General features: G+C 72.4%; 19 protein-coding genes and 1 pseudogene. 12 read left to right on the forward strand and 8 right to left on the reverse strand.

Features of this window, described 5'->3' with window-relative positions:
• Positions 1-12 precede the first annotated feature (12 nt).
• A complete protein-coding gene (locus LY40_RS17385) occupies positions 13-2,142 on the reverse strand; it encodes a phospholipase A2 (RefSeq protein WP_258937439.1) in 2,130 nt (709 codons plus the stop codon).
• Positions 2,143-2,415: 273 nt separating this feature from the next.
• Complete coding sequence (locus LY40_RS26400) at positions 2,416-3,648, reverse strand: GGDEF domain-containing protein (RefSeq protein WP_258937494.1); 1,233 nt, start codon at positions 3,646-3,648, stop codon at positions 2,416-2,418.
• 1,133 nt (positions 3,649-4,781) lie between these two features.
• On the opposite strand from LY40_RS26400, the gene LY40_RS17395 reads away from it, so the two are divergent.
• On the forward strand, positions 4,782-5,672 hold the full coding sequence (locus LY40_RS17395) for an SDR family NAD(P)-dependent oxidoreductase (RefSeq protein ID WP_183778251.1): 891 nt from the start codon (positions 4,782-4,784) through the stop codon (positions 5,670-5,672).
• Positions 5,673-5,732: 60 nt separating this feature from the next.
• Here LY40_RS17395 and LY40_RS17400 read toward each other — a convergent pair whose 3' ends face one another.
• Positions 5,733-7,601: an AMP-dependent synthetase/ligase gene (locus LY40_RS17400; RefSeq protein WP_258937440.1), complete on the reverse strand. Its 1,869-nt coding sequence runs from the start codon at positions 7,599-7,601 to the stop codon at positions 5,733-5,735.
• A 143-nt stretch (positions 7,602-7,744) separates the two neighbouring features.
• Here LY40_RS17400 and LY40_RS17405 point away from each other — a divergent pair, with 143 nt between their 5' ends.
• From LY40_RS17405 to LY40_RS17430, 6 genes are read left to right on the forward strand one after another with little or no spacing between them, the layout of a single operon-like run.
• Complete coding sequence (locus LY40_RS17405) at positions 7,745-8,551, forward strand: SDR family oxidoreductase (protein ID WP_183778247.1); 807 nt, start codon at positions 7,745-7,747, stop codon at positions 8,549-8,551.
• The gene (locus tag LY40_RS17410) at positions 8,544-9,455 is read left to right on the forward strand and encodes an SDR family oxidoreductase (RefSeq protein WP_183778245.1); all 912 of its coding nucleotides are present in this window, start codon (positions 8,544-8,546) and stop codon (positions 9,453-9,455) included. The genes LY40_RS17405 and LY40_RS17410 overlap by 8 nt, the downstream gene beginning before the upstream one ends.
• Positions 9,455-10,204, forward strand: a complete 750-nt coding sequence (locus LY40_RS17415; protein ID WP_183778243.1) for an enoyl-CoA hydratase family protein — start codon at positions 9,455-9,457, stop codon at positions 10,202-10,204. The genes LY40_RS17410 and LY40_RS17415 overlap by 1 nt, the downstream gene beginning before the upstream one ends.
• Entirely contained in the window at positions 10,204-11,070 is an 867-nt protein-coding gene (locus tag LY40_RS17420; RefSeq protein ID WP_183778242.1) for a CoA transferase subunit A, read from the forward strand. The genes LY40_RS17415 and LY40_RS17420 overlap by 1 nt, the downstream gene beginning before the upstream one ends.
• Positions 11,067-11,801 carry a CoA-transferase subunit beta gene (locus tag LY40_RS17425; protein WP_183778241.1) on the forward strand — a complete coding sequence of 245 codons (735 nt, stop codon included), beginning with the start codon at positions 11,067-11,069 and terminating at the stop codon, positions 11,799-11,801. Before LY40_RS17420 ends, LY40_RS17425 begins: the two co-directional genes overlap by 4 nt.
• Positions 11,798-12,889, forward strand: a complete 1,092-nt coding sequence (locus LY40_RS17430; RefSeq protein ID WP_307876899.1) for an NAD(P)H-dependent flavin oxidoreductase — start codon at positions 11,798-11,800, stop codon at positions 12,887-12,889. Before LY40_RS17425 ends, LY40_RS17430 begins: the two co-directional genes overlap by 4 nt.
• A 177-nt stretch (positions 12,890-13,066) precedes the next feature.
• On the opposite strand, the gene LY40_RS17435 is transcribed toward LY40_RS17430, so the two are convergent.
• Complete coding sequence (locus LY40_RS17435; RefSeq protein WP_258937441.1) at positions 13,067-14,242, reverse strand: aminotransferase class I/II-fold pyridoxal phosphate-dependent enzyme; 1,176 nt, start codon at positions 14,240-14,242, stop codon at positions 13,067-13,069.
• Between the two features lie 72 nt (positions 14,243-14,314).
• Here LY40_RS17435 and LY40_RS17440 point away from each other — a divergent pair, with 72 nt between their 5' ends.
• Positions 14,315-15,022, forward strand: a complete 708-nt coding sequence (locus tag LY40_RS17440) for a PIG-L deacetylase family protein (protein ID WP_307876950.1) — start codon at positions 14,315-14,317, stop codon at positions 15,020-15,022.
• A 198-nt stretch (positions 15,023-15,220) separates the two neighbouring features.
• Here LY40_RS17440 and LY40_RS17445 read toward each other — a convergent pair whose 3' ends face one another.
• Positions 15,221-16,627: a DEAD/DEAH box helicase gene (locus LY40_RS17445; RefSeq protein ID WP_258937443.1), complete on the reverse strand. Its 1,407-nt coding sequence runs from the start codon at positions 16,625-16,627 to the stop codon at positions 15,221-15,223.
• Between the two features lie 285 nt (positions 16,628-16,912).
• Between LY40_RS17445 and LY40_RS17450 the strand changes: the two genes are divergently transcribed.
• Entirely contained in the window at positions 16,913-18,043 is a 1,131-nt protein-coding gene (locus LY40_RS17450; protein ID WP_183778239.1) for an NAD(P)/FAD-dependent oxidoreductase, read from the forward strand.
• 21 nt (positions 18,044-18,064) lie between these two features.
• Here the strand turns inward: LY40_RS17450 and yaaA are convergent, their stop codons facing one another.
• The gene (gene yaaA, locus LY40_RS17455) at positions 18,065-18,805 is read right to left on the reverse strand and encodes a peroxide stress protein YaaA (RefSeq protein WP_183778238.1); all 741 of its coding nucleotides are present in this window, start codon (positions 18,803-18,805) and stop codon (positions 18,065-18,067) included.
• 113 nt (positions 18,806-18,918) lie between these two features.
• On the opposite strand from yaaA, the gene LY40_RS17460 reads away from it, so the two are divergent.
• Both LY40_RS17460 and LY40_RS17465 read left to right on the forward strand, forming a co-directional pair.
• The gene (locus LY40_RS17460; protein WP_258937444.1) at positions 18,919-20,667 is read left to right on the forward strand and encodes a proline--tRNA ligase; all 1,749 of its coding nucleotides are present in this window, start codon (positions 18,919-18,921) and stop codon (positions 20,665-20,667) included.
• A 29-nt stretch (positions 20,668-20,696) separates the two neighbouring features.
• Positions 20,697-21,878, forward strand: coding sequence for a DUF8017 domain-containing protein (locus tag LY40_RS17465; protein WP_258937445.1), 1,182 nt, complete (start codon positions 20,697-20,699; stop codon positions 21,876-21,878).
• A 40-nt stretch (positions 21,879-21,918) separates the two neighbouring features.
• On the opposite strand, the gene LY40_RS17470 is transcribed toward LY40_RS17465, so the two are convergent.
• Entirely contained in the window at positions 21,919-22,617 is a 699-nt protein-coding gene (locus LY40_RS17470) for an HAD family hydrolase (RefSeq protein ID WP_258937446.1), read from the reverse strand.
• Positions 22,618-22,725: 108 nt separating this feature from the next.
• Here LY40_RS17470 and LY40_RS17475 point away from each other — a divergent pair.
• Positions 22,726-23,793 (forward strand): annotated as a pseudogene (locus LY40_RS17475) (YhgE/Pip domain-containing protein); the annotation flags it as partial.
• Here LY40_RS17475 and LY40_RS17480 read toward each other — a convergent pair.
• Complete coding sequence (locus tag LY40_RS17480) at positions 23,737-24,153, reverse strand: YjbQ family protein (protein WP_183778233.1); 417 nt, start codon at positions 24,151-24,153, stop codon at positions 23,737-23,739. The pseudogene LY40_RS17475 and the gene LY40_RS17480 overlap by 57 nt on opposite strands.
• Positions 24,154-24,213: the final 60 nt, after the last annotated feature.

Genomic DNA, 24,213 nt, shown 5'->3' on the forward strand with positions numbered 1-24,213 from the left:
GGCAACCCCGGGTCAACGTCCGGCCGGTCCACCCGCCGGGGTTCGCCACAACGACCGCAGTGGCCGCGACGCCCGGCGCGCGGCCCACACGGTAGCCACGACTGCGGCGACGGCGAGCACCCCGGTCCCGGCGTAGACGACCACGCCCACGGTGAACACGCCGTGTCCGGCCGTCGCCGACAGCAGCGGCGGGACGCAGGCCAGCGCGGTGAGCAGCCACGTGCGAGGGGAGTGGCTGTCGCCGGTGCGGACGGTGTGGAGCAGCGACATCCCCAGCAGCAGGTGGACCAGGCTCTGGACCGGGTCCAGCGGCAGCTCCGGCAGCAACGGTGTGTCGCCGAACGCGCGGAAGCTGGACAGCGCGAACCCGAAGACACCGATCGTGGCGTAGCCGACCCCGGCGGCCGTGGCGGTGTGGGCGAGCAGTCGTTCCAGGCGGGCCGTGGGCAACTGTGCCGGTGCGGTGGGTGGCCGGTGGGCGGCGTGGCGCTCGAACCACCAGAACACGGCGAGTGCGGGCACGGCCAACATGGCGACGGCCAGGCTCACCCGGAGACTGCCGGACGGCAGCAGGTCCGGCAGATATACGGCAGCGACCAGCAGGATCATGCCGGACAGGTACAGCAGGTACAGGCTCATGGGTGCCCGCGCGGCGTGCCCGGCGGCCAGCCGCAGCCGGGGCCACCGTGCCAGCGCCGCGAACGGGGTGCGTGCCAGCCGCAGCACGCTCAGCTGCACCAGGCCGAGCAGGAGCACCGGCACGACCGGCCCCGCCAGCGGTGGCGGGCCGTCGGAGGTGCCGAGGACCGTCGCGGGGACGAGTCCCTGCCACGCGCCCGCGGCGAGCAGACCCGTTCCGAGGACGGCCGTGACAGCGGCAGGCCAGAGCGAGCGGAGCCGCCCCGCCGCGTGGACGAGCGCGAGCTGTTGCGCGATGAGGGCCATGACCAGGGCGGCGAGACCTGCCAGCACCGGAGTGCCCGTGCGCTCGGCGGCCAGCACCAACCCGCCGAGCGCGGCGACGAGGGCGACCGTCGTCACCGCGCTCGCCCTGCGGTGCAGCAGGTGCATCACCGGTGCCGCCACGGCCGTGAGGACGTAGACACCGAGCAGCCACAGCGGATGCAGTGCGATGCGCACCGCGACCTCGACGGTCGACGACGGCACCGCCATCAGTTCGAGCGCCGTCGGGACGGCGAACGCGACCAGCGCGAACACCAGCGCCATCCGCAACAGCCAGCTCGTGCGATGCGCCAGGTACTCGCGGTAGCCGCCGCCCGCGCTCCGGACACCGAGCCAGTCGGCGAGATTCGCGTGCCCGCCCGCGAAGAAGAACACGAACGCGAACTGGGTGAGCCAGGTCGCCGGCCACAGCCATTCCTCGTCGGCGCCGGCCCACCCGGCCAGTGCCACGGCCGATTCGCCGAACACGATCGCGCCGATCGCGACGACCCCCAGCAGGGTCCACCGATTCGCCGGTGCCGCGGGTCGGGGCGGTGCGGTCACGACGCGCGGGTGCGCCCGGCGGCTTCTCCGCCACGTCCGCAGCCGGAAGGCCAGCAGCAGGCCGATCGCGGCGACCCCGGCCAGCAGCGGTCCGATCGGTTCACCGGTGGGCGGGCCCCAGCGCTGGTGCCACGAGTTGACGTCCAGGCCCGCCGCGTACAGCGAGGCGACGGTGTGACAGGCGCGTTCGGAGCCGCGCGGGTTGTCCTCGCAGGTGGTGTGCATGTCGTCGGCCAGCCGCTGGTCGAGAGCGTCACGCAACGCCGGGTCGAGCGGGTGGCCCTTGGTGTCCGCGTAGCGCAGCAGGTCGTAGCCGAGGTCGTGTGCCCGGCACGCCGTGTCGAAACTCCAGCGCGTGCCGTCGTCGCCCCAGGGGGCCGAGCATCCACCGTCGATGTGCACCGATCGCACGGTGCCGTCCCGCGCGGTCTCCTCGCCGGCTGCCGCACCCGTGACTACGTTGAAGTCCGCGGGGAGCAGCTCGTGGGCCTGGCCGGCCGTCCGCGGATCGAGCAGAGCGTGCGCCGCCTGCTGCGCCATGGCCACGTCGCCGTGGGGCTGACCCGCCTCGGTCGGCGGCGCGGACCGGGAGGCGAGGAAGCCGAACCCGACGACCACGACGAGCAGGAGCAGCACGCGACCGGTCGTGCCCAGACCATGCCCGAGACCGCGCCGCCCGCGCCGGCCGCGCGGTGGTGGCGCGGCCGGCGCCGGCGACGCCGGCGCGTCGGAGGAATCGGTGGTCGTCGGGTGGGCCATCGCCGTCCAGGGTGGCAGCGTCGGTGTGAAGCGGATATCCGGGTAACCCCCGAAAGTGGGGCGAGTCGGTGACGCCGCCCACCCGATTTCGTCACCCGGCGCAGGCTTGCGGAGCGCGACACCACCGGACGAGTGGACCACCCCGGCGGGTCACCCGTCCGCCGGCTCCGCCAGGTACACGGCGTCCCGGCCGGTCTCCTTCGCGGTGTAGACCGCCGCGTCGGCCGCCTGGGTGAGCCCGGTGAGCGTCGTCGCGTGATCCGGATACACGGCGATGCCGACCGACGCCGTCGGCCCGGCGATCGTGACGTGTGACCCGCGCTTGTCGGTCGTGTCGATGTGCAGGTCGGCGATGGTCGCGCGGATGCGTTCGGCGGCGTGCCGTGCCGCGTCGGCATCGGTGTCGGGGAGCAGCAGCAGGAACTCCTCCCCGCCGAATCGGCCGACGATGTCCGCGGGCCTGGTGGCCTCGCGCAACACGTCCGCCACCCGCGCGAGGACGTCGTCGCCAGCGGGGTGGCCGTAGGTGTCGTTGATCTCCTTGAAGTGGTCGAGGTCGATCATCAGCACCGCGAGGGTGCCGTCGGCACGGCGGATCCGGCTGAGCGCCCGCCCCGCGGCGTCGGACCAGCCGCGCATGTTCCGCAGCCCGGTCTTCGGGTCGCTCGCGGCGTCGGCCTGCAGTTGTTCGATCTCGGCGAGCCGGTTGAACACCACCGCCACCGCGGTCATGATCAGTACGGCGGGCGGCAGAGTGACCAGCAGCACCGCGGTGACGGCGCCCAGCCCGGTGGCGATCGCCTCGAGCAGGTTGTCGGCGGGGCTGCCCAGCACCGCGCGCGGTGTCGGCGCCGGTCCGCTGAGGGCGATGGCACCGCCGACGTAGACCAGCTGCACTCCCTCGTAGACCGCGGCGGCGAGCAGGATCAGCGCGAACTCGCGCAGCGAGGCGGCCGGGGTGAGCGCATCCCAGTCGGCGGGACCGAGTGCGCCGTGCAGCGTCGCCGCCAGTGTGGCCGCGAAACAGTGCGCCACCGTCGAGAACACGAAGTTGTGTGCGGGACGGCGCGCGATGAGCCAGCGCTGGGCGCGTACGGCGACGATCAGCGCCACGGTCAGTGTCACGGGCAGCACCAGCACCGCAGGGAACACCCACACCGCGTTGAGGTCGATCAGTACCGACCGCATCCGGCTGCGACGGCGCTCCTCCAGCCGCCGTGTCAGCTGGATGTGGACGGTCGCACCCGCGAAGAGCAGTGCGAGGCGGAACCAGTCCGTCACCGTCGGCGTGTCGGCCGACGCTGCCGCGAGCACGACCCCGGCGACCGCTAGGAGCTCGGCGACGACGACGAACACGATGAACCACGGCGGCCGCCGCCACAGTGCCCACCCGGCCGGACTGCGCGGTCCGGGGACGTGGCCACCCGTGGCTCGGCCCGTACGGCGCCCGCGCCGGGCCGGGTTCCGGCCGGCGGGTCCCTCCGCCGTGGTGCCGTCGGGTGCGGCGCCGGCGGCAGGGGTGTGGGAGGCGGCGTCGGGGGAAGCAGCGTCGTCGCGGGGAGGCGTGGCGTCGGGGGGAGGCGTGGCCGATGCGCCGCCCTCCGATGTGGCGGCACGGAACGCATCGCCTGCCGGCCCATCGCGCGCCGTGGCGGCGGAGGGGTGAGAGGGAAGCCTGGCATGCCGCTCGCGCCGCACGGGTACCTCCCTGTCGTCCTCGTCGCGGTCGTCCTGGTCGCCGGATCGGTCACCGCCCGCACCGGGCCGCGATGGCGCGCCCGCATGCCGGTGCCGGGTCTGCGGATACCCGCCGGTCCGGCCCTTCTCGCACGTCCCGCCGAACACGTTGGGTGTTCGGCGGTGACGGCTTCGTGACAGTGGATCATGGCGGTGCCCGGTGTGTCCGGGTACGGAGCGGCCGAGGGGGAGAGATCACCGATAAGGGGACGGCCGGCTCGCTCGAACGCGGTGCTCCGACCGGGGCCCGAGGGCCGGATTCCCTGGTGACGGGGCATGGCGCGGACTAGGATGACACCCACACGGTGCGGGCGGACCGTTCGCCCGGCTCGCCGCCCGGGGAGGTGAGGGGAGGTTCCGTGATGCGCGACCGTGACTTCTGACCTGTGATCTCCGACCGGCCGACAAGTGGGTCCCGACGTGTGCGGTGACGAGGGCGCTCCCGTGCGTCGGCCCGCTGCTCGCACGCCGTCTTGCGCCCGCGGCCGTCCGGTCGGTCGACGTCGCAGAGATGTCGCCGCGCCGGAGTGACCGGCCGCGCTGTTCGGCTCCCCGCGCTGTTCCGTTCTCGCGCTGTTCGGCTCCACTGTTCGGTTCCGCTGTTCCTCGGCGCCGATCGGTCGCTGTGCGCTCGGCGCACCTACCCGTCCGTCCGCCGAATGGCAGGCATGTGCTGCGCCATCGGAGGGAAAGACTGGGAGCGACCGCTGCTGTGGGTAGAGCCACGTCTGTGTGGAGCCCAGCGCGGTCGGACCGGGTGCGGACTGCGGGAGGTCGACATGGACGGGTTACTCGGCGGGAAGGCCGTCGTCGTCACCGGTGCCGGGCGAGGACTGGGAGAGGCGTTCGCGGTGCATGCCGCGCGCGCCGGGGCCGGTGTGGTCGTCAACGACGTGGATGCCGGTGCCGCCGAGGCCGTGGCCGCGAACATCCGTGACCACGGCGGCCGTGCCGTCGCGAGCGTCAACGACGTGTCCGACGCCGACGGGGCGGCCGCGGTCGTGGCGACGTGTGTCGACGAGTTCGGCGCCGTCGACGGCCTCGTCAACAACGCGGCGGTGAACCACGAGGCGCTGCCGTGGGACGACGAGCCGGCCCGGGTGCGCACGCTGATCGAGACCAACGTGCTCGGCGTGACGTTCACCGGCATGGCCGCGGCACGCGCCATGGTCGACGCGGGACGCGGCGGGTCGATCGTCAACATCAGTTCCGGCGCGTCCCTCGGGCAGCGCAAACTCGGCGCCTACGCCGCGAGCAAGGGTGCGGTCGCCTCGCTGACCTACTCGTGGGCCCTCGATATGGAGGACGAGGGCATCCGCGTCAACGCCGTGTGCCCGCTCGCGCACACCCGCATGGTGTGGACGTCCGAACGAGCGCTGCGCGGCTGCCCGCCGGACCGCACGCCCAGCCGCATCGCACCGGTCGTGCTCTACCTGCTCGGCGACGGCTCGGCCGGCATCACCGGCCAACTGGTGCGCTGCAACGGGCCGCAACTGCACATCGTCGGCCAGCCGTACCTGAAGGCGCCGATCCTCGAACGCGACGTGTGGGACACCGAAGGCGTGCAGCGTGCGTTCGAGGAGGTCTTCGGTGGGCACCTCGAGCCCTACGGCCTGGAGAAGCGGATCCCGCCGCGGCTGCGCAAATGGCTCAGCGTCACCAGTGCCTGACCGGCCGGCACGGCGTCCCGGGACCGCAGCGGAGGCGGACCGGGACGCCTGCGCGGCCGATCACGCGCCGTACAGCGACTCGATGTCGTCGCGGTAGCGCTCGTTGATCACGCGGCGCTTGAGCTTCAGCGTCGGCGTCAGCTCGCCGCTCTCGGGCGTCCACGACCGTGACAGGACGCGGTACTGCTTGACCTGTTCCACTCGCGCGAGCCGTTCGTTCGCGGCGGTGACGGCCTGCTCGATCTCGGCCTTGATCTGTGGTTCGGCCGCGAGCGTCGCCGGCTCGGTCGCCTCGATGCCGCGCGCGGCCGCCCATGCCGGTGCGATCTCGTCGTCGAGCACGATCAGCGCGCTGATGTACGGCCGGTCGTCGCCGATCGCGATCGCCTGCCCGATCAACGGGTGTTCCTTGAGCAGGCTCTCGATCCGCGAGGGCGCGATGTTCTTGCCGCCCGCGGTGATGATCAGCTCCTTCTTGCGGTCGGTGATCGTGACGTACCCGTCCTCGTCGATCGTGCCGATGTCGCCGGTCGCGAACCAGCCGTCGTCGTCGGTCACGTCCTCGATCGTGCCGTCGGCCTGCAGGTAGCCGAGGAACACGATCGGCCCGCGCACGAGCAGCTCGCCGTCGTCGGCCACGTGCACCTCGATGCCGGGCAGCGGTTTGCCGACCGTGCCGGCGCGGAAGGCCTCCGCCGTGTTGGCGGTGACGGCGCCCGTGGTCTCGGACAAGCCCCAGACCTCGTGGATCTCCACGCCCAGGCCGGCGATGAAGTAGAGCACCTCGACCGGCAGCGCCGCGGCGCCGCTCGAGGCGAGGAACAGCCGGTCCAGGCCCAGCATGCTGCGGACGGGTGCGAGTAGCGTCTCGTCGGTCTCCGCGATGCGCTGGGCAAGTTCTGCGGGCACGGGCTCGCCTGCGCTGCGGAGCTTGTAGCCCTGCTGCAACAACTCGTTGGCCTGGATCAGCGCGGTCTGCTTCTCCTCGGGCAGTCCGGCGAGCATGTTCTTGAGTCCTGCGACCATCTTCTCCCAGACGCGTGGGACGCCGAAGAACTGCTGGGGATGAACCCGGCCGAGCGCGGTGACGACACCTGCGGGGTCGGCGAGGGTGTGTACGTGGCCCGCGTTGACCGTCGGCAGATAGATCGACAACACGCGCTCGGCGATGTGCGCGAGCGGCAGGTACGAGATGTTCGTCAGGTGCGGCGGGTTCTCGTGGACCTCGCGCAGTGCCACTGCCTGGTGGAGCGCGTTGCGGTGGGACAGCACCACGCCTTTCGGCATCCCCGTCGTGCCCGAGGTGTAGATCATCGACAGCGGGTCGTCGGGCCGGACGTCGGCCACGGTGCGGTCGAACGTGTCGGGGTCGGCCGCGTGCGCGGCCGCACCCTGGGCGTGGACCTCGTTGAAGGCGACGAACCGGTCGTCGTCGGTGGGAACGGTGTCGGTGTCCATCACGACCACGCGGTTCAGTGCGGGCAGTGAGTCCAGTACCGGTCGCCAGCGGGCCAGTTCGTCGGCGCCCCCGAGGACGGCGACCGGTGCCGCACTGTGCTCGGCGACGTAGGCGATCTGCTCGCTGCTCAGCGTCGAATAGGCCGTGCACGGGATCGCGCCGAGGCAGGCCGCGGCCAGGTCGGCGACGATGTGCTCAGGCCTGCTGGGCGCCATGATCAGCATGCGCTGCCCGGACCGCAGCCCGAGGTCGGCCAGTCCGCGTGCCACCGCGGCGACCTCGTCGAGCAGGTCGGACCAGGTCAGCGTCGGCGCCCCCTCGACGTCGAGTGACGTGAGGGCGGGCAGGTCTGTGAACTCGCGCGCGTTGCGTTGCAGCAGCGCGGGAATCGTGTCGGTGCCGGGATCGGCGGTGACGAGCTGCGCCTCTGCTGCGGTGTCGGTGGGGCGATCCGCGGACGGTGCGGCCATGGGGACTCCCGGGTTCTGGTCGGCGCTGACGAGAGTTCCCACCCTATGTGCTCGGTGTCACCCCGGAAAGTCCGTACGCAGCATCCTTGTCGCGAATAGAAACATGTTCTAGTTTTGTTCTCACACGAGGAACGGAGGTGTTCGTGGCGACCCGAGAGCTCTCGTACGACGGGGCGGTCGTGCTCGTAACCGGCGGAGCTCGCGGAGTCGGTGCGGGAATCTCCGACGTGTTCCGTGAACTCGGCGCACAGGTTGTCGTTTGCGGGCGGACGGCTCCCGAGGGAGGCGGTGCCGATTTCGTGTCGTGCGACGTGCGCGACCCCGCGCAGATCGCGGCGATGATGGAACAGGTTCTCGAGCGCTGGGGCAGGCTGGACGTCGTCGTCAACAACGCGGGGGGAGCGCCGCACGCCGACGCCGGCACCGCGTCCCCCCGCTTCCACGACAAGATCGTGCAGCTCAACCTCCTCGCGCCGCTGCACGTCGCGCAGCAGGCCAACGAGGTGATGCAGCGGCAGGACGGCGGCGGGTCGATCGTCATGGTCGGCAGCGTCAGCGGCCGGCGCTCCTCGCCCGGCACCGCCGCCTACGGCGCCGCCAAGGCGGGAATCGACAACCTGACGGCCAGCCTCGCCGTCGAATGGGCGCCGAAGGTGCGGGTCAACGCCCTGGCCGTCGGCATGGTGCGTACCGAGCAGACGCACCTGCACTACGGCGGAGCCGACGGCGTCGCCGCCGTCGGCGCGACGGTGCCGCTCGGCCGGCTCGCCGAGCCCGCCGAGATCGGGCGGTGCGCGGCGTTCCTCGCCTCACCGCTCGCCTCCTACGTCACCGGTGCATCCCTGCTCGTCCACGGCGGCGGGGAGCGCCCCGCCTTCCTCGCCGCGGCCGAGGCGGACGGAGCCGGTGTCCCAGACCGCGAGATTCGACGGGAGAACGCACATGGGTAACGGGCTGTGCCGCGACCGGGTCGTCATCGTGACCGGCGCCGGCCGCGGCATCGGACGGGCGCACGCGCTCGCGTTCGCCGACGCGGGCGCGCGGGTGGTGGTCAACGACGTCGGCGTGGCACTCGACGGCGCGCGCACCGGGGAGGGACCCGCCGCGGACGTGGTCGCCGAGATCGCCGACCGCGGCGGGACGGCACGGGCCAGCACCCACGACGTCGCCGACTTCGACGCCGCGAAGGCACTCGTCGACGAGACCGTGACCCACTTCGGCCGTCTCGACGTGCTCGTCAACAACGCCGGTGTGGTGCGGGACCGCATGCTCGTCAACCTCGGCGCGGACGAGTGGGACGCCGTGATGCGGGTGCACCTGCGAGGGCACTTCGCGACGCTGCGCCACGCCGGTGCGTACTGGCGGGCGGAGGCGAAGGCCGGCCGTACACCGGACGCGCGGGTGATCAACACGAGTTCCGGTGCGGGACTGCTCGGCAGCGTCGGGCAGGCGAACTACTCCGCGGCGAAAGCCGGCATCGCAGGACTGACCGTCGTGGCGGCGGCCGAACTCGCCCGGTACGGGGTGACCGTCAACGCGATCGCACCGTCGGCGCGCACGCGCATGACCGAGGACGTCTTCGCCGACATGATGGCGCGCCCGGACGGCGGATTCGACGCCATGGCACCGGAGAACGTCTCGCCACTGGTCGTGTGGCTGGCCAGCGCGGAGTCGGCGGACGTGACCGGGCGCGTGTTCGAAGTGGAGGGCGGCAAGGTCTCGGTGGCCCAGTCGTGGCGCCGCGGGCCGGAGGTCGACAAGGGAGCGCGCTGGGAACCGGCCGAACTGGGCCCGGTCGTGGCCGACCTGCTGGCGAAGGCGCCGGCCCCGGAACCTGTCTACGGAGTGGGCTGATGACTGTCACGAGGAAACGCGTCGACGAGCACATCGAGGTCGTCACGGTCGACGCGCCGCCGGTCAACGCGCTGACGGTCGCGGGGTGGTTCGACCTGGCCGACGCCGTGCGCGCGGCGGGCGCCGACCCCGGCGTGCACGTCGTCGTGCTGCGGGCCGAGGGCCGCGGCTTCAACGCGGGTGTCGACATCAAGGAGATCCAGGCGAGCAGCGGATACGAGGCGCTGGTCGGCGCGAACCGGGGCTGCTACGCGGCGTTCGGCGCCGTCTACGACTGCGCGGTGCCGGTGATCGCCGCGGTCCACGGGCACTGCCTCGGTGGCGGTATCGGGCTGGTCGGCAACGCCGACGTCGTCGTGGCCTCCGACGACGCCAGCTTCGGCGTGCCGGAGGTGGAACGCGGTGCACTCGGCGCGGCGACGCACCTGGCCAGGCTCGTGCCGCCGCATCTGATGCGGACGCTGTACTTCACCGCGCGCACGGTCACCGCGGCCGAGCTGCAGGGATTCGGTTCGGTGTACCGGGTCGTGCCGGGCTCCGAACTGGACGAGGCCGCACTGGACGTGGCGCGCTCGATCGCCGCGAAGGACACGCGGGTCATCCGCGCGGCGAAGGAGGCACTCAACGGCATCGACCCGCAGGACGTGCACCGCAGTTACCGGTTCGAACAGGGCTTCACGTTCGAGCTCAACCTGCTCGGCGCTTCGGACGAGGCCCGGCAGTCGTTCCTTGACGAGAAGGGGTCGTGATGGGCGACAAACGCACCACCGTCGACGACGCGGTCGCCGAGCTGCGCGACGGCATGACCATCGGCATCGGCGGCTGGGGCTCCCGCCGCAAGCCGATGGCCGCGGTACGCGCGATCCTGCGCAGCCCGGTGAAGGACCTGACCGTCGTCTCCTACGGCGGGCCCGATGTGGGACTGCTGTGCGCCGCGGGGAAGGTGCGGCGCGTCGTGTTCGGATTCGTGACGCTCGACTCTATCCCGTTCGACCCCCACTTCGGCCGCGCGCGAGAGAACGGTGACGTCGAGGTCACCGAGTACGACGAGGGCATGTTCGGACTGGCGCTGCAGGCCGCGGCCCAACGACTGCCGTTCCTGCCGACACGGGCCGGACTGGGTTCCGACGTGCCACGGCTGTCCCCGCAGCTGCGGACGGTGCGCTCGCCGTACGACGACGGGGAGGAGCTGCTGGCCGTTCCTGCGCAGCCGCTCGACGTCGCGTTCGTGCACCTGAACCGGGCCGACGCGCGGGGCAACGCCCAGTACCTCGGCCCGGACCCGTACTTCGACGACCTGTTCTGCCTCGCCGCACAGCGGCGTTTCGTGTCGGCCGAACGGGTCGTGTCCACGGCGGAGCTGACCGAGGCCGGGGCGGTGCAGTCGCTGCTGCTCAACAGGTCGGCTGTGGACGGTGTGATCGAAGCGCCGGGCGGCGCGCATTTCACCACCGCGGCGCCGGATTACGGCAGGGACGAACAGTTCCAGAAGCACTATGTCGACTCTGCGAAGGATCCCGAACGCTGGCCGTCGTTCGTGGATCGGTTCCTGTCCGGCGACGAGGCCGGTTACCAGGCAGCGGTCGACAGGTTCGCAGCGGAGGCGGTCGCATGAACGACGTGACGAGGGCCGAGATCGCCGTGGTGGCGGTCGCCGAACTGTTCCGAGGGGACGGCGAGATCGTGGCGAGCCCGATGGGCACCGTCCCGTCGCTGGGCGCGAAGCTCGCGCGGGCGACGTTCGAACCGGATCTGCTGCTGTCGGACGGACAGGCGTACCTGGTCGACGGTGACGGAACGGTCGAAGGGTGGCAGCCCTTCCGGCGGATGCTCGACACGATCGTGCCGCACGGCAGGCGGCACGTCGTGATGGGAGCCAATCAGATCGACCGGTTCGGCAACCAGAACATCTCCGCGATCGGCGAGCACGGCCGTCCCGCGAAACAACTGCTCGGCGTGCGCGGTGCACCGGGCAACACGGTCAACCACCGCACCAGCTACTGGGTACCGCGGCACGGCACGCGGGTCTTCGTGGAGTCGGTCGACGTCGTGGCCGGCGTCGGCTACGACAACGTGGCGAAGGCGGGCGCGGCCGCGCAGCGGTTCCACGACGTGCACCGGGTGGTGACGAACCTCGGCGTGTTCGACTTCGGCGGACCGGACCACGCGATGCGCGCGGTATCCCTGCACCCCGGGGTGAGCGAGGCCGAGGTGGGGGAGGCGACGTCGTTCCCCGTCGACTGCGCGGCGGCCGGCACCACCCGCACGCCCACGGACGGGGAACTGCAGCTGATCCGCGAGGTCCTCGATCCGCAGGGCGTGCGGGAGAAGGAAGTGCCGTCATGACGGCCGATACCGGCGCGGTGGCCACAGTGGACACTTCGCTCACGCGCCTGGCCGGTGTCCGGCATCCGATCGTCCAGACCGGGATGGGCTGGGTCGCCGGCTCACGCCTCGTCGGAGCGACGGCCGAGGCGGGCGGACTCGGCATCCTCGCGTCGGCGACGATGACCTACGACGAGCTGGCGGCCGCGATCACCGAGACGAAACGGCGTACGGACCGGCCGTTCGGCGTGAATCTGCGGGCCGACGCCGAGGACGCCGACCGCCGCGTCGACCTGCTGATCTCGGAAGGCGTGCGCGTGGCGTCGTTCGCACTGGCCCCGCGCAGGGAGCAGATCGCGAAGCTCAAGGACCACGGCATCGTCGTACTGCCGTCGGTGGGAGCGGTGCGGCACGCGGAGAAGGTCGCGTCATGGGGCGCCGACGCCGTGGTGGTGCAGGGTGGTGAGGGCGGCGGGCACACCGGGTCGGTGGCGACGACGGTGCTGCTGCCGTCCGTGGTGGACGCGGTCGACATCCCGGTCGTCGCCGCAGGCGGGTTCTTCGACGGGCGTGGTCTCGCCGCCGCGCTGTCCTACGGCGCCGCGGGAATCGCCATGGGCACCCGATTCCTGCTCACCACCGACAGCACGGTGCCGGCGGAGGTCAAGCGTCACTACCTGGAGCGGGACGTCTCCGGCACCGTCGTGACCACCCGGGTCGACGGCATGCCGCACCGCGTGCTGCGCACCGACCTCGTCGAGCACCTCGAGTCGTCGGGCCGGTTCACCGGCGTCGTCAGGGCGTTGCGCAACGCCGTGCGGTTCCGTGCGCTGACGGGGCTGTCGCCGGTCGCCATGGTGCGGGAAGGGCTGGCGATGAAGCGCGGCAACGATCTGACGTGGAGCCAGGTGCTGATGGCGGCCAACACGCCGATGCTGCTGCGTGCCGGACTGGTCGAGGGCCGCACCGACACGGGCGTGCTCGCCTCGGGACAGGTCGTGGGCGCGGTCGACGACCTGCCCACGGTGGCCGAGCTGATTGACGGCATCGTCGCCGACGCGGCCGCCGTGCTGCAGGCGAACGCCGGCCTCGTCGTCCGCTCCACCTGACGCGCGACTGCGCCCACCGCGTGTCCTGCACTCAGAACGCCGAGTTCTGCACTCGGTACCTGGAGCTCTGCGCCCAGTACCGTGAGTTCTGCGCTCGTACGGCACCCGGCCACACCGCGCCGGTGTGCCGACGCGCGGCAAGGTCCTCGCGCCGAGACCCCGCGCGGCGGGGCGCCCTCAGGAACGCGGAGCGGTTTCGGCGATGACCTTGACCGCGGTGTCCACGTCGGACTCCGAAAGGCCGGCGCGGGCGGTCAGTCGGAGCCGAGTCACCCCGTCGGGGGCGACCGGCGGGCACACGCGTCCCACGTGCACGCCGTGTTCGGCGCACGCGTCGGCCCACGAGGCGGCGGCGGGCGCGCTGGGCGCGGGCAGCGACACGATGGCCGCGGCGGGCAGGCTCGTCCGCAGTCCCGCCGCGCGCAGGCCCTGCGCGAGCGACATGGCGCCGTCGACGGCGGTGCCCGGCAGCTCCGGTTCCTCCCGCAGCGCGGCGAGTGCGGCCAGCGCGGCAGCGGCGTTGCCCGGTGCAGGTGCCGCGTCGTAGCCGTAGGCGCGGGCGACGTCGATGACCTGCCGGATCGCCCGGCGCGGCCCGAGGACCGCCCCGCCCTGCACGCCGAGGGCGCCACCGAGCGACAGGGTCGTCACCACGTCGGGTGCCGAGGACAGACCGGCGTCGTACACGGCACCCCGGCCGCCCTCACCCAGCACGCCGAACCCGTGAGCATCGTCGACCAGCAGCGCCGCACCGTGGTTGCGGCACGTCTCGACGAGCGCGCCGAGGTCGGCCGCGTCCCCGTCGACGGCGAACACCGATTCGGTCACCGCGAGAGCCCGCGGTTTGCGCCGTGTCGACAGGGCGTGGGCGACCGCGTCCGGGTCGAGGTGGGCGACCGCCGCGATGTCGCCGCGAGCGAGGCGGCAGCCGTCGACCAGCGCGGGCTGGACGCATTTGTCGCTGACGATCGCCGATTCCGCGCCCGACAGCGCGGTGACGGCCGCCAGGTTCGCGGTGTAGGCCGAGGGGAACACGGCCGCGGCCTGCGCTCCGACGAACCGGGCGAGCTCGTGCGCGAGTTCGGCGTGCAGTTCGAGCGCGCCGCCGAGCAGCGGCGTTCCGGCGGCGCCCGCGCCCCACTTGAGTGCGGCTGCGGCCGTGGCGCCTGCGACGCGCTTGTCCCGCGCCAGCCCCAGGTAGTCGTCCCCGGAGAGATCGATCTCGCCGGGGGTGGGCGTGGCGCCGCGCTGCCGTGGCCTGCGCGTGAGACCGGAATCGCTCCGGCTGGCTGCTTCGGCGTCGAGCCAGTCGAAAACCTCGTCGGGCGGAAGAGCTGGACCGGGTGCGTTCACGGGTGGCAGTGTCGCACCAGACCGACGACCAGAGGGGAGCGAGGGGTGGCCGACAGCGCGGAACTGGAGATCATGCCCGGTGATTGGAATCGGGCACTGGCCGTCGTGGCTCATCCGGACGATCTCGAGTACGGCGGCGCCGGCGCGGTCGCACGGTGGACCCGGGAGGGCAAGTCGGTGGTCTACACCCTCGCCACGCGTGGCGAGGCGGGAATCGACGGCATGGCGCCCGAGGAGTCGGCGGTCGTGCGCGAGCGCGAGCAGATCGCCGCGGCACGGGTGGTGGGTGTCGACACGGTGGAGTTCCTCGACCACGCCGACGGCGTCATCGAATACGGCCTGCCGCTGCGCAGGGACATCGCCGCGGCGATCCGCAGGCACCGGCCGGAGCTGGTGATCATGACGAACCACCGCGACACGTGGCCGGGCGGGCCGTGGCTGAACATGGCCGATCACCGCAACGTCGGGCTCGCGACATTGGACGCCGTGCGGGACGCGGCGAACCGCTGGGTCTTCCGCGAACTCATCGACGACGGCCTCGAACCGTGGGACGGGGTGCGCTGGGTCGCAGCCGTCGCATCACCGCAGGCCACGCACGCCGTCGACATCACCGACACGTTGGACCTGGCGGTGGACTCGCTGCGCGAGCATCGCGCCTACCTCGACGGGCTCGGTGACGCCTCGATGGCCGACCCGAGCTTCCTGCGCGAGGCCGCCGCCGAAGCGGGTGCCCGTTTCGGCGGCGTGCCTGCGTGCGAATTCGAACTGTTCCCGATGTAGCGCCCTCCAAGGACACCCTGGTCGCGGCGTTTTGGCGCTGCGCTCTGCGCTCTGGCGCTGCGTTCTGGCACTGCCGAGAACGCCGCGAAGGGCACCTTCGGGGCGTTCTCGGCAGCCCGGCCACCACCCCTTACGGGCACGCTGACGCGTGGCTGTGTTCGATGCCCCAAGGTGCCCTTCGCGGCAACCGGGATCGGGTCAGGCGTCGATCGGCCTGCGGGGCCTGCGGCCGCCGCCACGCCGCGGACCGCCCTGGCCGCCGCGACCCTGGCCGCCACCGCGACCCTGGCCGCCACGGTCGCCGGGACGGCCACCGTTCCTGCCACCGGGGCGACCGCCGCCGGGCCGCCCACCGCCCGAACGGCGCTGCTCCTGCTGCGGCTGCTTGTCGACCAGCGCGACACCGCTGGGCCTGCGCGCACCGGTGATGCGCGTCAGCTCGCCGTCGCCCGGCGTGACGAGCAGCGACTTCGGCTTGACGCCCGCCTTGTCGGTGAGCCGCAGCGTCTGCCTGCGCTGGTCCCGCGTGATCAGTGTGACCACCGTGCCCGATGCGCCCGCCCGGGCGGTCCGCCCTGCGCGGTGCAGGTAGTCCTTGTGGTCCGCGGGCGGGTCGACGTGCAGCACGAGGCTGACGTCGTCGACGTGGATGCCGCGCGCGGCGACGTCCGTCGCGACCAGCACCGTGGTGCGGCCGTCCTTGAAATCGGCGAGCACGCGGTTGCGCTGCCCCTGGGTCTTGCCGCCGTGCAGCGCGCCCGCGGGCACACCCTGGGAGCGCAGCTTCGTGGTGAGGCGGTCGACGTGGTGCTTGGTCCGCACGAACATGATCGTGCGGCCTTCACGGGCGCCGATCTCGGTGATCACGGGCATCTTGTCCGACTGCGCGAGCTGCAGCAGGTAGTGGTCCATGTTCGTCACCGACGCTGTCACGGGCGCGACCGAGTGCGTCACGGGGTCGTGCAGGTAGCGCTGGACGAGTTTGGACACGTCACCGTCGAGGGTGGCGGAGAACAGCAGCCGCTGGCCGTCGGCCGGCGTGAGGTCGAGGATCTCGCGCACCTGGGGCAGGAAGCCCATATCGGCCATCTGGTCGGCCTCGTCGAGCGCGACGTAGCCGATCTCGTCGAGGGCGCACGTGCCCTGGCGGACGTGGTCCGAGAGCCGGCCCGGGGTGGCGATGAGCAGGTCGACGCCGCGGGACAGCGCGTCGGCCTGCCGGTTGAAGGCCATGCCGCCGACCGCGGTGCGGCACCACAGGCCCAGCGTCTTGGCCAGCGGGATCAGTACCTCGGCGACCTGCATGGCCAGTTCGCGCGTGGGCACGAGCACCAGCGCGCGGGGCTTCTTCGGGCGGGCCTTGCCGCCTTCGAGGCGGGCCAGCAGCGCGAGGCCGAAGGCGAGGGTCTTGCCGGAGCCGGTCTGCGCCCTGCCGAGGACGTCGTGGCCGGCGAGGGCGTCGGGCAGCGAAGCCGCCTGGATGGCGAATGCGTCGGTCATGCCGTCGGCCTCCAGCGCGCGCACCAGCGGGCGCGGCAGCGGCAGGTCGGCGAACGGGACGGACGCGGTGGAAGTGGATGCGGACGTGGACAGGTTTGTGCTCACACAGGCCTCTCGGACGTGGCACGTCGCAGGGAGGCCCGGGAGAGTCGCACGTCGGTGGTGCGGTGGGCGTTCACAAGGACGAACCCGGCGCGCCGGAATCTGGTGCCGTCTCCGGCCGATGTGGCGCGCCAAATGGATGGGAAATCGGATCGCCGTGTGAAGGAGCCCTTCGGCTCACGGCGCTCCAGGCACTCTACCCCAACCGGGGCCGCCCCGTCAGCCGAGGTCGTGGTGACGGACAGCACCGACGATCCTGTTCCGGCCGCGGCACGGCATAGTGGCCGCATGCGCATCGTGATCATCGGATCGGGCATCGCAGGCGCGGGCACCGCATGGCAGCTGGCGCGACGGGGTGCCGACGTCGTGGTGGTGGATGCCGACCACGCGGGACGGGCGACGGCCGCCGGCGCCGGGATCGTCTCGCCGTGGAACTCCCGGACCCTCGAGAGCGAGGAGCTCGCCTTCCACGCGGAGGGCGCCGCGTACTACCGGACGCTGGTCGACGACCTGGCGGCCGAGGGCGCGGGGGAGACGTCGTTCGCGATCGTCGGCGGGCTCGTCGTGTCGCCGGACGAGACGTGGCTGCGTGAATTCCACGGACGGGCGCTCGAGCGGGCGCGGCGCTGGCCCGAGATGGGCGAGGTGAGCTTGCTCGACCCGGCCGGTGTCGCCGAGCGCATGCCGCTGTTGGCTCCCGACCTCGGCGCGGTGCACATCGCGGGCGGAGGACGGATCGACGGCCGGACGCTCCGCGAGACGTTCCTCGCCGCGGCCGCTGCCCGGGGAGCGCGGCTGCGCAGCGGTACGGCCGAACTCGAGGTCCGCTCCGGCCGCGTCGTCGGGGTGCGGGTGGCCGGTGACGTGGTCGAGGCCGACGGCGTGGTGCTGGCCGCGGGCGCGTGGACCGCGTCGCTGGCCGCGTCCCTGGGTGTGACGCTCCCGGTGGAACCGCAGCGCGGCCAGATCAGCCACTTCGGGGTCGGGGGTCCCGGCGACGAGCCCGGCACCGCGTCCTGGCCCGTGGTCTCGCCGGTCGGATCCGGTCACTACATGCTCGCGTTTCCCGACTCGCGGGTCGTCGCGGGCGCGACACGCGAGACCGGTTCGGGTTTCGACCACCGCGTGACGGCCGAGGGGCAGCGCGAGGTGCTCTCGGAGGCGCTGGCCGTCGCGCCCGGTCTCGCCGACGCGACGCTGCTGGAAACGCGCGTGGGCTTCCGTCCCGTCACACCCGACGGCAGGCCCGTCATCGGTGCGCTCGAGGCGCACCCCGAGGTGACCGTGCTGACCGGTTTCGGCGCGGGCGGGCTGACGATCGGGCCGAACGCGGCGCGCCTGGCCGCGGCCGCCGCACTCGGGGAGCGGCCGGACATCCCGGAGTTGTTCCGCCCCGAGCGGTTCGACGGCGCCGCGTGAGCGCCCGGCGGGGGTGGGCGATCAGTGGTCGGTGACGAGGACGAGATCGGTCTCGCCCGCGCGCTCCATGGTCATCCCGGCCTTCTCCGCGACGGCCACGACCTTGTCCACAGTGGACGGTTCGGTGCGGCTCGTCGCCAGTGCGGCGGCGAGCCGGCCCTTGTAGGCCTTGTTGTGGTGACTGACGGTCTTGCGCTTGCCGGACGCGTCCTCGGTGACCACGCGCACCGTGACGGCGCCGGGGATCCGTGCCAGCGCCGCGTACGCACCCGAGCGCAGGTCCACGATCAGCTCGTCGGACTGCAGCATCGGCTCCAGCGCCGGGCGCCACACCGACCGCAGAGCCGCGAACCCGGGCAATGAGCTGCCGCCGGAGAGTCGGTAGGCCGGGATCGGGTCGCCCGCGCGGACGACACCGAACAGTGCCGACGCCACGGCGAGCCGGTCGTCGGCCCGGCCGGCTTCGGCACCGGTGAAGGAACCGGCGTCCAGCGCGTCGTAGAGCACGCCGGTGTAGCGCCGCAGTGCAGGCATCGTCGGCGACGTCCACAGCGCCGCGTTCCGCTCCACCTCACCCGCCTGCCGCTCGGAGAGCCCGAGTGCGGCCAGGCTCGCGGGCACGTCGGCGGCCAGTTCGACGAGTGCGTCGGCCAGCTTGCGCCGCACCGGGTTCAGTTCGGGCAGCGACAGCGCGTCCAGGTCGAGCGGGGCGCCGTCACCGCCTGCGGCCTTGGTCTCGGAAGGGGGCAACAGAACGAGCACGCCGTCCGAGGGTAGTGCCGCCCCGGCAGCGCTCCGATAACCGGTTGTCCCGGCCCGCGGCGCGCCGACTACCCTTCGTCCATCACCGCTTTCCGTCTCCCTAGGAGCACACCGTGATCACCAGGATGTCGTCGTTGTTCCTGCGCACGCTGCGTGAGGACCCGGCGGACGCCGAGGTGCCCAGCCACCGGTTGCTGGTGCGCGCAGGCTACGTCCGCCGTGCCGCTCCGGGCGGCTATTCCTGGCTGCCGCTCGGCCTGCGCGTACTGCGCAACATCGAGCGGGTCGTGCGTGAGGAGATGGACGCCATCGGCGCGCAGGAGATCCAGTTCCCCGCGCTGCTGCCGAAGGAGCCCTACGAGGTGACCGGCCGGTGGAGCGAGTACGGCGACACGCTGTTCCGCATCAAGGACCGCAAAGGCGCCGACTACCTGCTCGGGCCGACGCACGAGGAGCTGTTCACGCTCACCGTGAAGGGCGAGTACAGCTCGTACAAGGACTACCCGGTGATGCTGTACCAGGTGCAGACGAAATACCGGGACGAGGCGCGGCCCCGCGCGGGCGTGCTGCGCGGGCGCGAGTTCGTCATGAAGGACTCGTACTCGTTCGACCTCGACGACGAGGGGCTCGAGGCGTCGTACCAGAAACACCGCGCCGCCTACGTCAAGATCTTCGACCGGCTCGGGCTCGATTACGTGATCGTCGCGGCCACGTCGGGTGCCATGGGCGGTTCGGCGTCGGAGGAGTTCCTGGCGACCGCCGAGTCCGGTGAGGACACCTACGTCCGCAGCACCGACTCCGGCTACGCGGCCAACGTCGAGGCCGTCGTGACGCCCGCGCCGCCCGCGCGCTCGCTCGAGGGGCTGCCCGAGGCTCAGGTGCACCACACGCCCGACACACCGACGATCGAGACACTCGTCGACTTCCTCAACGGCGCAGGCCTCGGCCGCGAGTTCACCGCCGCGGACACGCTCAAGAACGTGCTGGTCAAGACGCGCATGCCCGGTACGAAGGAGTGGACGCTCCTCGGCATCGGCGTGCCCGGTGACCGCGAGGTCGACATGAAGCGCCTCGAGGCCGCGCTGGAGCCCGCCGAGGTCGCGTTGGTCGAGGAGGCCGACTTCACGGCGAATCCGTTCCTGGTCAAGGGCTACATCGGGCCGGGAGCACTGCAGGCGAACGGCGTCCGCTACCTCGCCGACCCGCGCATCGTCACGGGAACCGCGTGGGTCACGGGTGCGGACAAGGCCGACCACCACGTCGTCGACCTCGTGTGCGGTCGCGACTTCACCCCGGACGGCACCGTCGAAGCCGCCGAGGTGCGCGAAGGCGACGCCTCGCCCGACGGCAACGGCACGCTCGTCGCGGCGCGCGGCATCGAGATCGGCCACATCTTCCAGCTCGGCCGCAAGTACGCCGACGCGTTTGAACTCGACGCGCTCGGCCCCGACTCGAAGCCCGTGCGCATCACGATGGGTTCGTACGGCGTCGGCGTCTCGCGGCTGGTCGCGGCGATCGCCGAGCAGCACCACGACGAGCTCGGCCTGGTGTGGCCGCGTGCGGTGTCGCCCGCGGACGTGCACCTCGTCGTCGCGGGCAAGGACGACAGCGTGTTCGAGGGCGGCGAGCGCATCGCGGCCGAGTTGTCGCAGCGCGGCGTGTCGGTGCTCTTCGACGACCGCACCGTCTCGCCGGGCGTGAAGTTCGCCGACGCGGAACTCATCGGCGTGCCGACGATCGTCGTCGTGGGCAAGGGCCTCGCGAAGGGCGTGGTCGAGGTGAAGGACCGCGCCACCGGCGAGCGCACCGAGGTGGACGCCGACGCCGTCGTCGACCACCTTACGGGCCTCGTGCACGGCTGACCCGCCGGTGAACTGGGGGAGGGACACCGGTGATCTTCGGTCGCAGGAAGCGTGACGAGACGTCGGCGCGTTACGGCTACGAGGACAAGGCCGCGCTGAAGGGCGTCGGCGGTTACGAGCCCGCCGACCCGGGTGACGCGTACCGGCCGCAGTCGTCACCCACGCCCGATCCCACCGCCCACCATCCGGCGGTGCACCGCCCGGCCACGCCGTACCCGGCGACGGACGGGCAGGGGACGCAAAACTCGGCAACCCAGGACCCGGCAACCCAGGACCCGGCAACGCAGAATCCGGCGACCTGGAATCCGGCAGCGCCGGGCACCACGCCCCAGAACACCGCACCCCACGGTCCGGCGACCCAGCCGCAGTCGGCACCGGGTGAGCCGGGCCAGCAGGCCCCTCCGCAGGGCTCTGGCGGTCAGGTGCCGCCGCCCCGCGTGAAGACGTCGAGCACCAAGCGCCGCGGCGGCGGCTGGGCGTTCGTGCTCGTGGTGGCGCTCGTCTACGGCCTGCCGCAGTTGCTCGGTGTGTTCGACGGCGACGACGACACGAGCGCCGACCCGGACCCGGTCGAGCCGACCTCCGAGTACACCCCGCCGCCGGTCACGCGGGTCAGCGTGCCGCCCGCGGTCGACGGGTGGCAGTCGGTGGCCGGTGGCGACGGCGCCTACGCCTACGACGTCCCGCCGGAATGGCAGCCCGAACAGGGGGTCGTGCACGGCTGGGAGCCCGGCGGCGGCTATGACGACCGGTTCTCGCTGTCGACGTCGGCGTTCGCGGGCAAGGAGTGCGACGACGCGACGCATGCCGGCGGCGCCGGTGTCACCAGCTACGACCGGCCGGTCGACGCTGCGGCCCGGCCGCTCGTCGAGGAGGTGTCGGCGCGGGCCTACGCCGCCGACGGCGGTGCGAAGCCCCAGGTGCGCGTGGCTGCCGAGGACGCGGGCCGGTTCACCGGCGGGGAGAGTGGGCGGACGCGGTCGCTGATCGCCGAGGTGACGCCCGCCGAGCCCGGAGGCTGCGTGCCGGAGCGTGCCGTCGTGGGCACCAGGGCCGTCGAGGCCGCCGAGGGCGACGGCACCGTGGTGGCGCTCGTCGTCTACGCCGACGCGCAGCTCGTGTCCGAGGAGGACGTCCGGCGGATCCTCGACAGTTTCCGCGGGGTTCCGGAGTCCGACCGCAGCACGGTGACGGTCACGCCGACCGGCTGACCGCACTCCGGGCGCCGCAGGCGGGGTGCGTGCGCACCGTCTATCCCAGGATGGCCGCCAGTGCGGCGTCCGTGTCCCCGAGGTCGGGCAGGACGGCGTGGGCTCCGGACACGCGCAGTGCGTCCATGTCGTGCCTGCCCGTCGCGACGGCCACGGCGACGGCGTCGCACGCGAGCGCGGCTGCGACGTCGTTGGGGGTGTCGCCGATGACGACGACCTGCTTCGGGGCGCGGCCGTGTTTGGCGGCGGCGAGTTCGACGGCCTTCGCGACGAGTTCGGGGCGGTGGGCCGACAGCGAGCCGTAGCCGCCGATCTCGAAGTCCAGGTGCGGGTGCAGGCCGAACGCGCTCAGCTTGTGGCGGGCGATCGCGGGCAGGTTGCCGGTCACCAGCGACTGCACCACGCCGTCGGTTCCGGTCAGCCGGGTCAGCACGTCGGTGACGCCGGGCAGGACCGTTCCGCGGGCGCGCAGGTCGTCGGCCGGATCGGTGGCGAGTGCGGTGAGTTCCTGCCACAGCCGGTTGACCAGGTCGGGTGTCGGTTCGACCCCGTGCGCGGTGAGCAGCTCGGTTGTGATCGCGAGCTCGGTCCGGCCGGGAAACGGCGGCATCCGTTCGAGGGTGATGCCCGCGACCGTCGCGAGCGCTTTCCGGTACCAGTCGCCGCCGCTGCCGGACAGGTCGACGAGCGTGAGGTCGATGTCCCAGAGCACGAGGTGATCGGGCTGGCTGAGGGTCACGCGGCACACGGTATCGGACCGCTTTTCAACAAGCGTTGACATCTTCCCCGGGGGCGTGTGTACCTTGAATTCAACAGTCGACGAATTTTTCGGGTAAGGGAGATCGCCATGTCGGAGACCGGGACGCGGGCGCGCACGCTCGTCGTGGGCACGGCGGTGGCGGGCGCGCTGGTCGCGATCGTGCTGGGATTCCTCACTTTCGGCGCGCAGGTGAGCGCGCAGCCGCATCGGCTCCCGGTGGCCGTGGCCGTGCCGGGGGACGCTCCGCCACCCCTTCACGCGGCCGCCGAACGCGTCGCCGCGACCGGTGGGGAAGCGCTGGAGTGGCGGGTCGTCGATCCCGCCGACGGCCGCGCGCTGCTCGTCGACCAGGACGTCTACGGCGTGCTTGAACTCGGGGTCGGCCGCGACGGGCTCACGATCACCGCGGTGACGTCCGGCACCGTCAACCCGGCGGGAACGCAGATCGCCGGGCAGGCCGTCGCCACAGCGGGGCAGCGGATCGCCGGTGCCCTCGGCGAGACGGCGGTGTCGCCGCCGGTGCGCACGGAGACCATCCACGACACTGGCCCGGCCGGACGGACGGCACCGCTCGGCATCAGCGCGCTCGCGTGGGTCGGCGGACTGGCCGGCTCGGCGCTGCTGGCGGTGCAGGTGCGCCGCGGCCGGTTGCGTCCGGGAACCGGTGCACGGTGCGCGCACCTGGCACTCACCGGAGCGCTCCTGACCGGCGTCCTCGCCGGATTCCTGGCGCTGTGGAACTCGTCGTGGGACCTCGGCTGGCCGGTGCTGGGCTTCCTCGCCCTGACCGCGACCGCCTTCGTCGCGGTGCAGGGCGCGCTGTTGCGGTGGCTCGGGTTGCCTGCGATGGCCGTGCTCGGGCCGCTCTACCTGCTGGCACCCTCGGTCGCCTCGCAGGTGCCGGAGACGCTCGAACCGGCCTACCGAGTGCTGTTGTGGTCCTGGACGCCGCTGCGATTCCCCGCCGAGGGGCTGCGCAGTCTGCTCGCCGAATCACCGGGTACGGACCAGGTCATCGTCGCGGTCTGGGTGCTCGGCGCGATGCTCGTGGTCGGCGTAGGCGCGCTGTTGTGGCCGCGGCGGAACACGGAGCGGGGTTCAGCCGGCGAGGAAGCTGAACCGGACGCGGCGGACGGCGTTGTCGATGTTGGTGTCGACGAGACAGACCGACTGCCACGTGCCCAGGGCGAGAGCCCCGCCGAGCACCGGCACGGTCGCGTACGGCGGTAGGAACGCGGGCAGCACGTGGTCACGGCCGTGGCCGTGACTGCCGTGGCGGTGCCGCCACCGGTCGTCGCGGGGCAGCAGCTCGTCGAGGGCGGCGAGCAGGTCGTCGTCGCTGCCCGCGCCGGTTTCGAGGACTGCCAGTCCGGCGGTCGCGTGCGGTACCCACACGTGCAGCAGGCCGTCCTCGGCCCCGCCCGGCACATCCGCGAGGAAGCGTTCCACCTCGCGTGTCAGGTCGGCCACCACCGCACTGCCTCCGGTGCGGATCTCGATCTCGGTGGAGTGCATGCCCCCACCGTACGCAGCGCGGGCGAGATCCGCGGAGACGATCACCTGCCAGCTTGCGCT

This window comes from Prauserella salsuginis (assembly GCF_024648885.1).
Lineage (GTDB): Bacteria > Actinomycetota > Actinomycetes > Mycobacteriales > Pseudonocardiaceae > Prauserella > Prauserella salsuginis.

What these genes read in the sequence shown, in the direction of transcription:
- LY40_RS17395 (WP_183778251.1), top strand. Translation starts at nt 4,782, where the DNA reads ATGGACGGGTTACTCGGCGGGAAGGCCGTCGTCGTCACCGGTGCCGGG.
- LY40_RS17400 (WP_258937440.1), bottom strand. Translation starts at nt 7,601, where the DNA reads ATGGCCGCACCGTCCGCGGATCGCCCCACCGACACCGCAGCAGAGGCG.
- LY40_RS17410 (WP_183778245.1), top strand. Translation starts at nt 8,544, where the DNA reads ATGGGTAACGGGCTGTGCCGCGACCGGGTCGTCATCGTGACCGGCGCC.
- LY40_RS17415 (WP_183778243.1), top strand. Translation starts at nt 9,455, where the DNA reads ATGACTGTCACGAGGAAACGCGTCGACGAGCACATCGAGGTCGTCACG.
- LY40_RS17420 (WP_183778242.1), top strand. Translation starts at nt 10,204, where the DNA reads ATGGGCGACAAACGCACCACCGTCGACGACGCGGTCGCCGAGCTGCGC.
- LY40_RS17425 (WP_183778241.1), top strand. Translation starts at nt 11,067, where the DNA reads ATGAACGACGTGACGAGGGCCGAGATCGCCGTGGTGGCGGTCGCCGAA.
- LY40_RS17430 (WP_307876899.1), top strand. Translation starts at nt 11,798, where the DNA reads ATGACGGCCGATACCGGCGCGGTGGCCACAGTGGACACTTCGCTCACG.
- LY40_RS17440 (WP_307876950.1), top strand. Translation starts at nt 14,315, where the DNA reads ATGCCCGGTGATTGGAATCGGGCACTGGCCGTCGTGGCTCATCCGGAC.
- LY40_RS17450 (WP_183778239.1), top strand. Translation starts at nt 16,913, where the DNA reads ATGCGCATCGTGATCATCGGATCGGGCATCGCAGGCGCGGGCACCGCA.
- LY40_RS17480 (WP_183778233.1), bottom strand. Translation starts at nt 24,153, where the DNA reads ATGCACTCCACCGAGATCGAGATCCGCACCGGAGGCAGTGCGGTGGTG.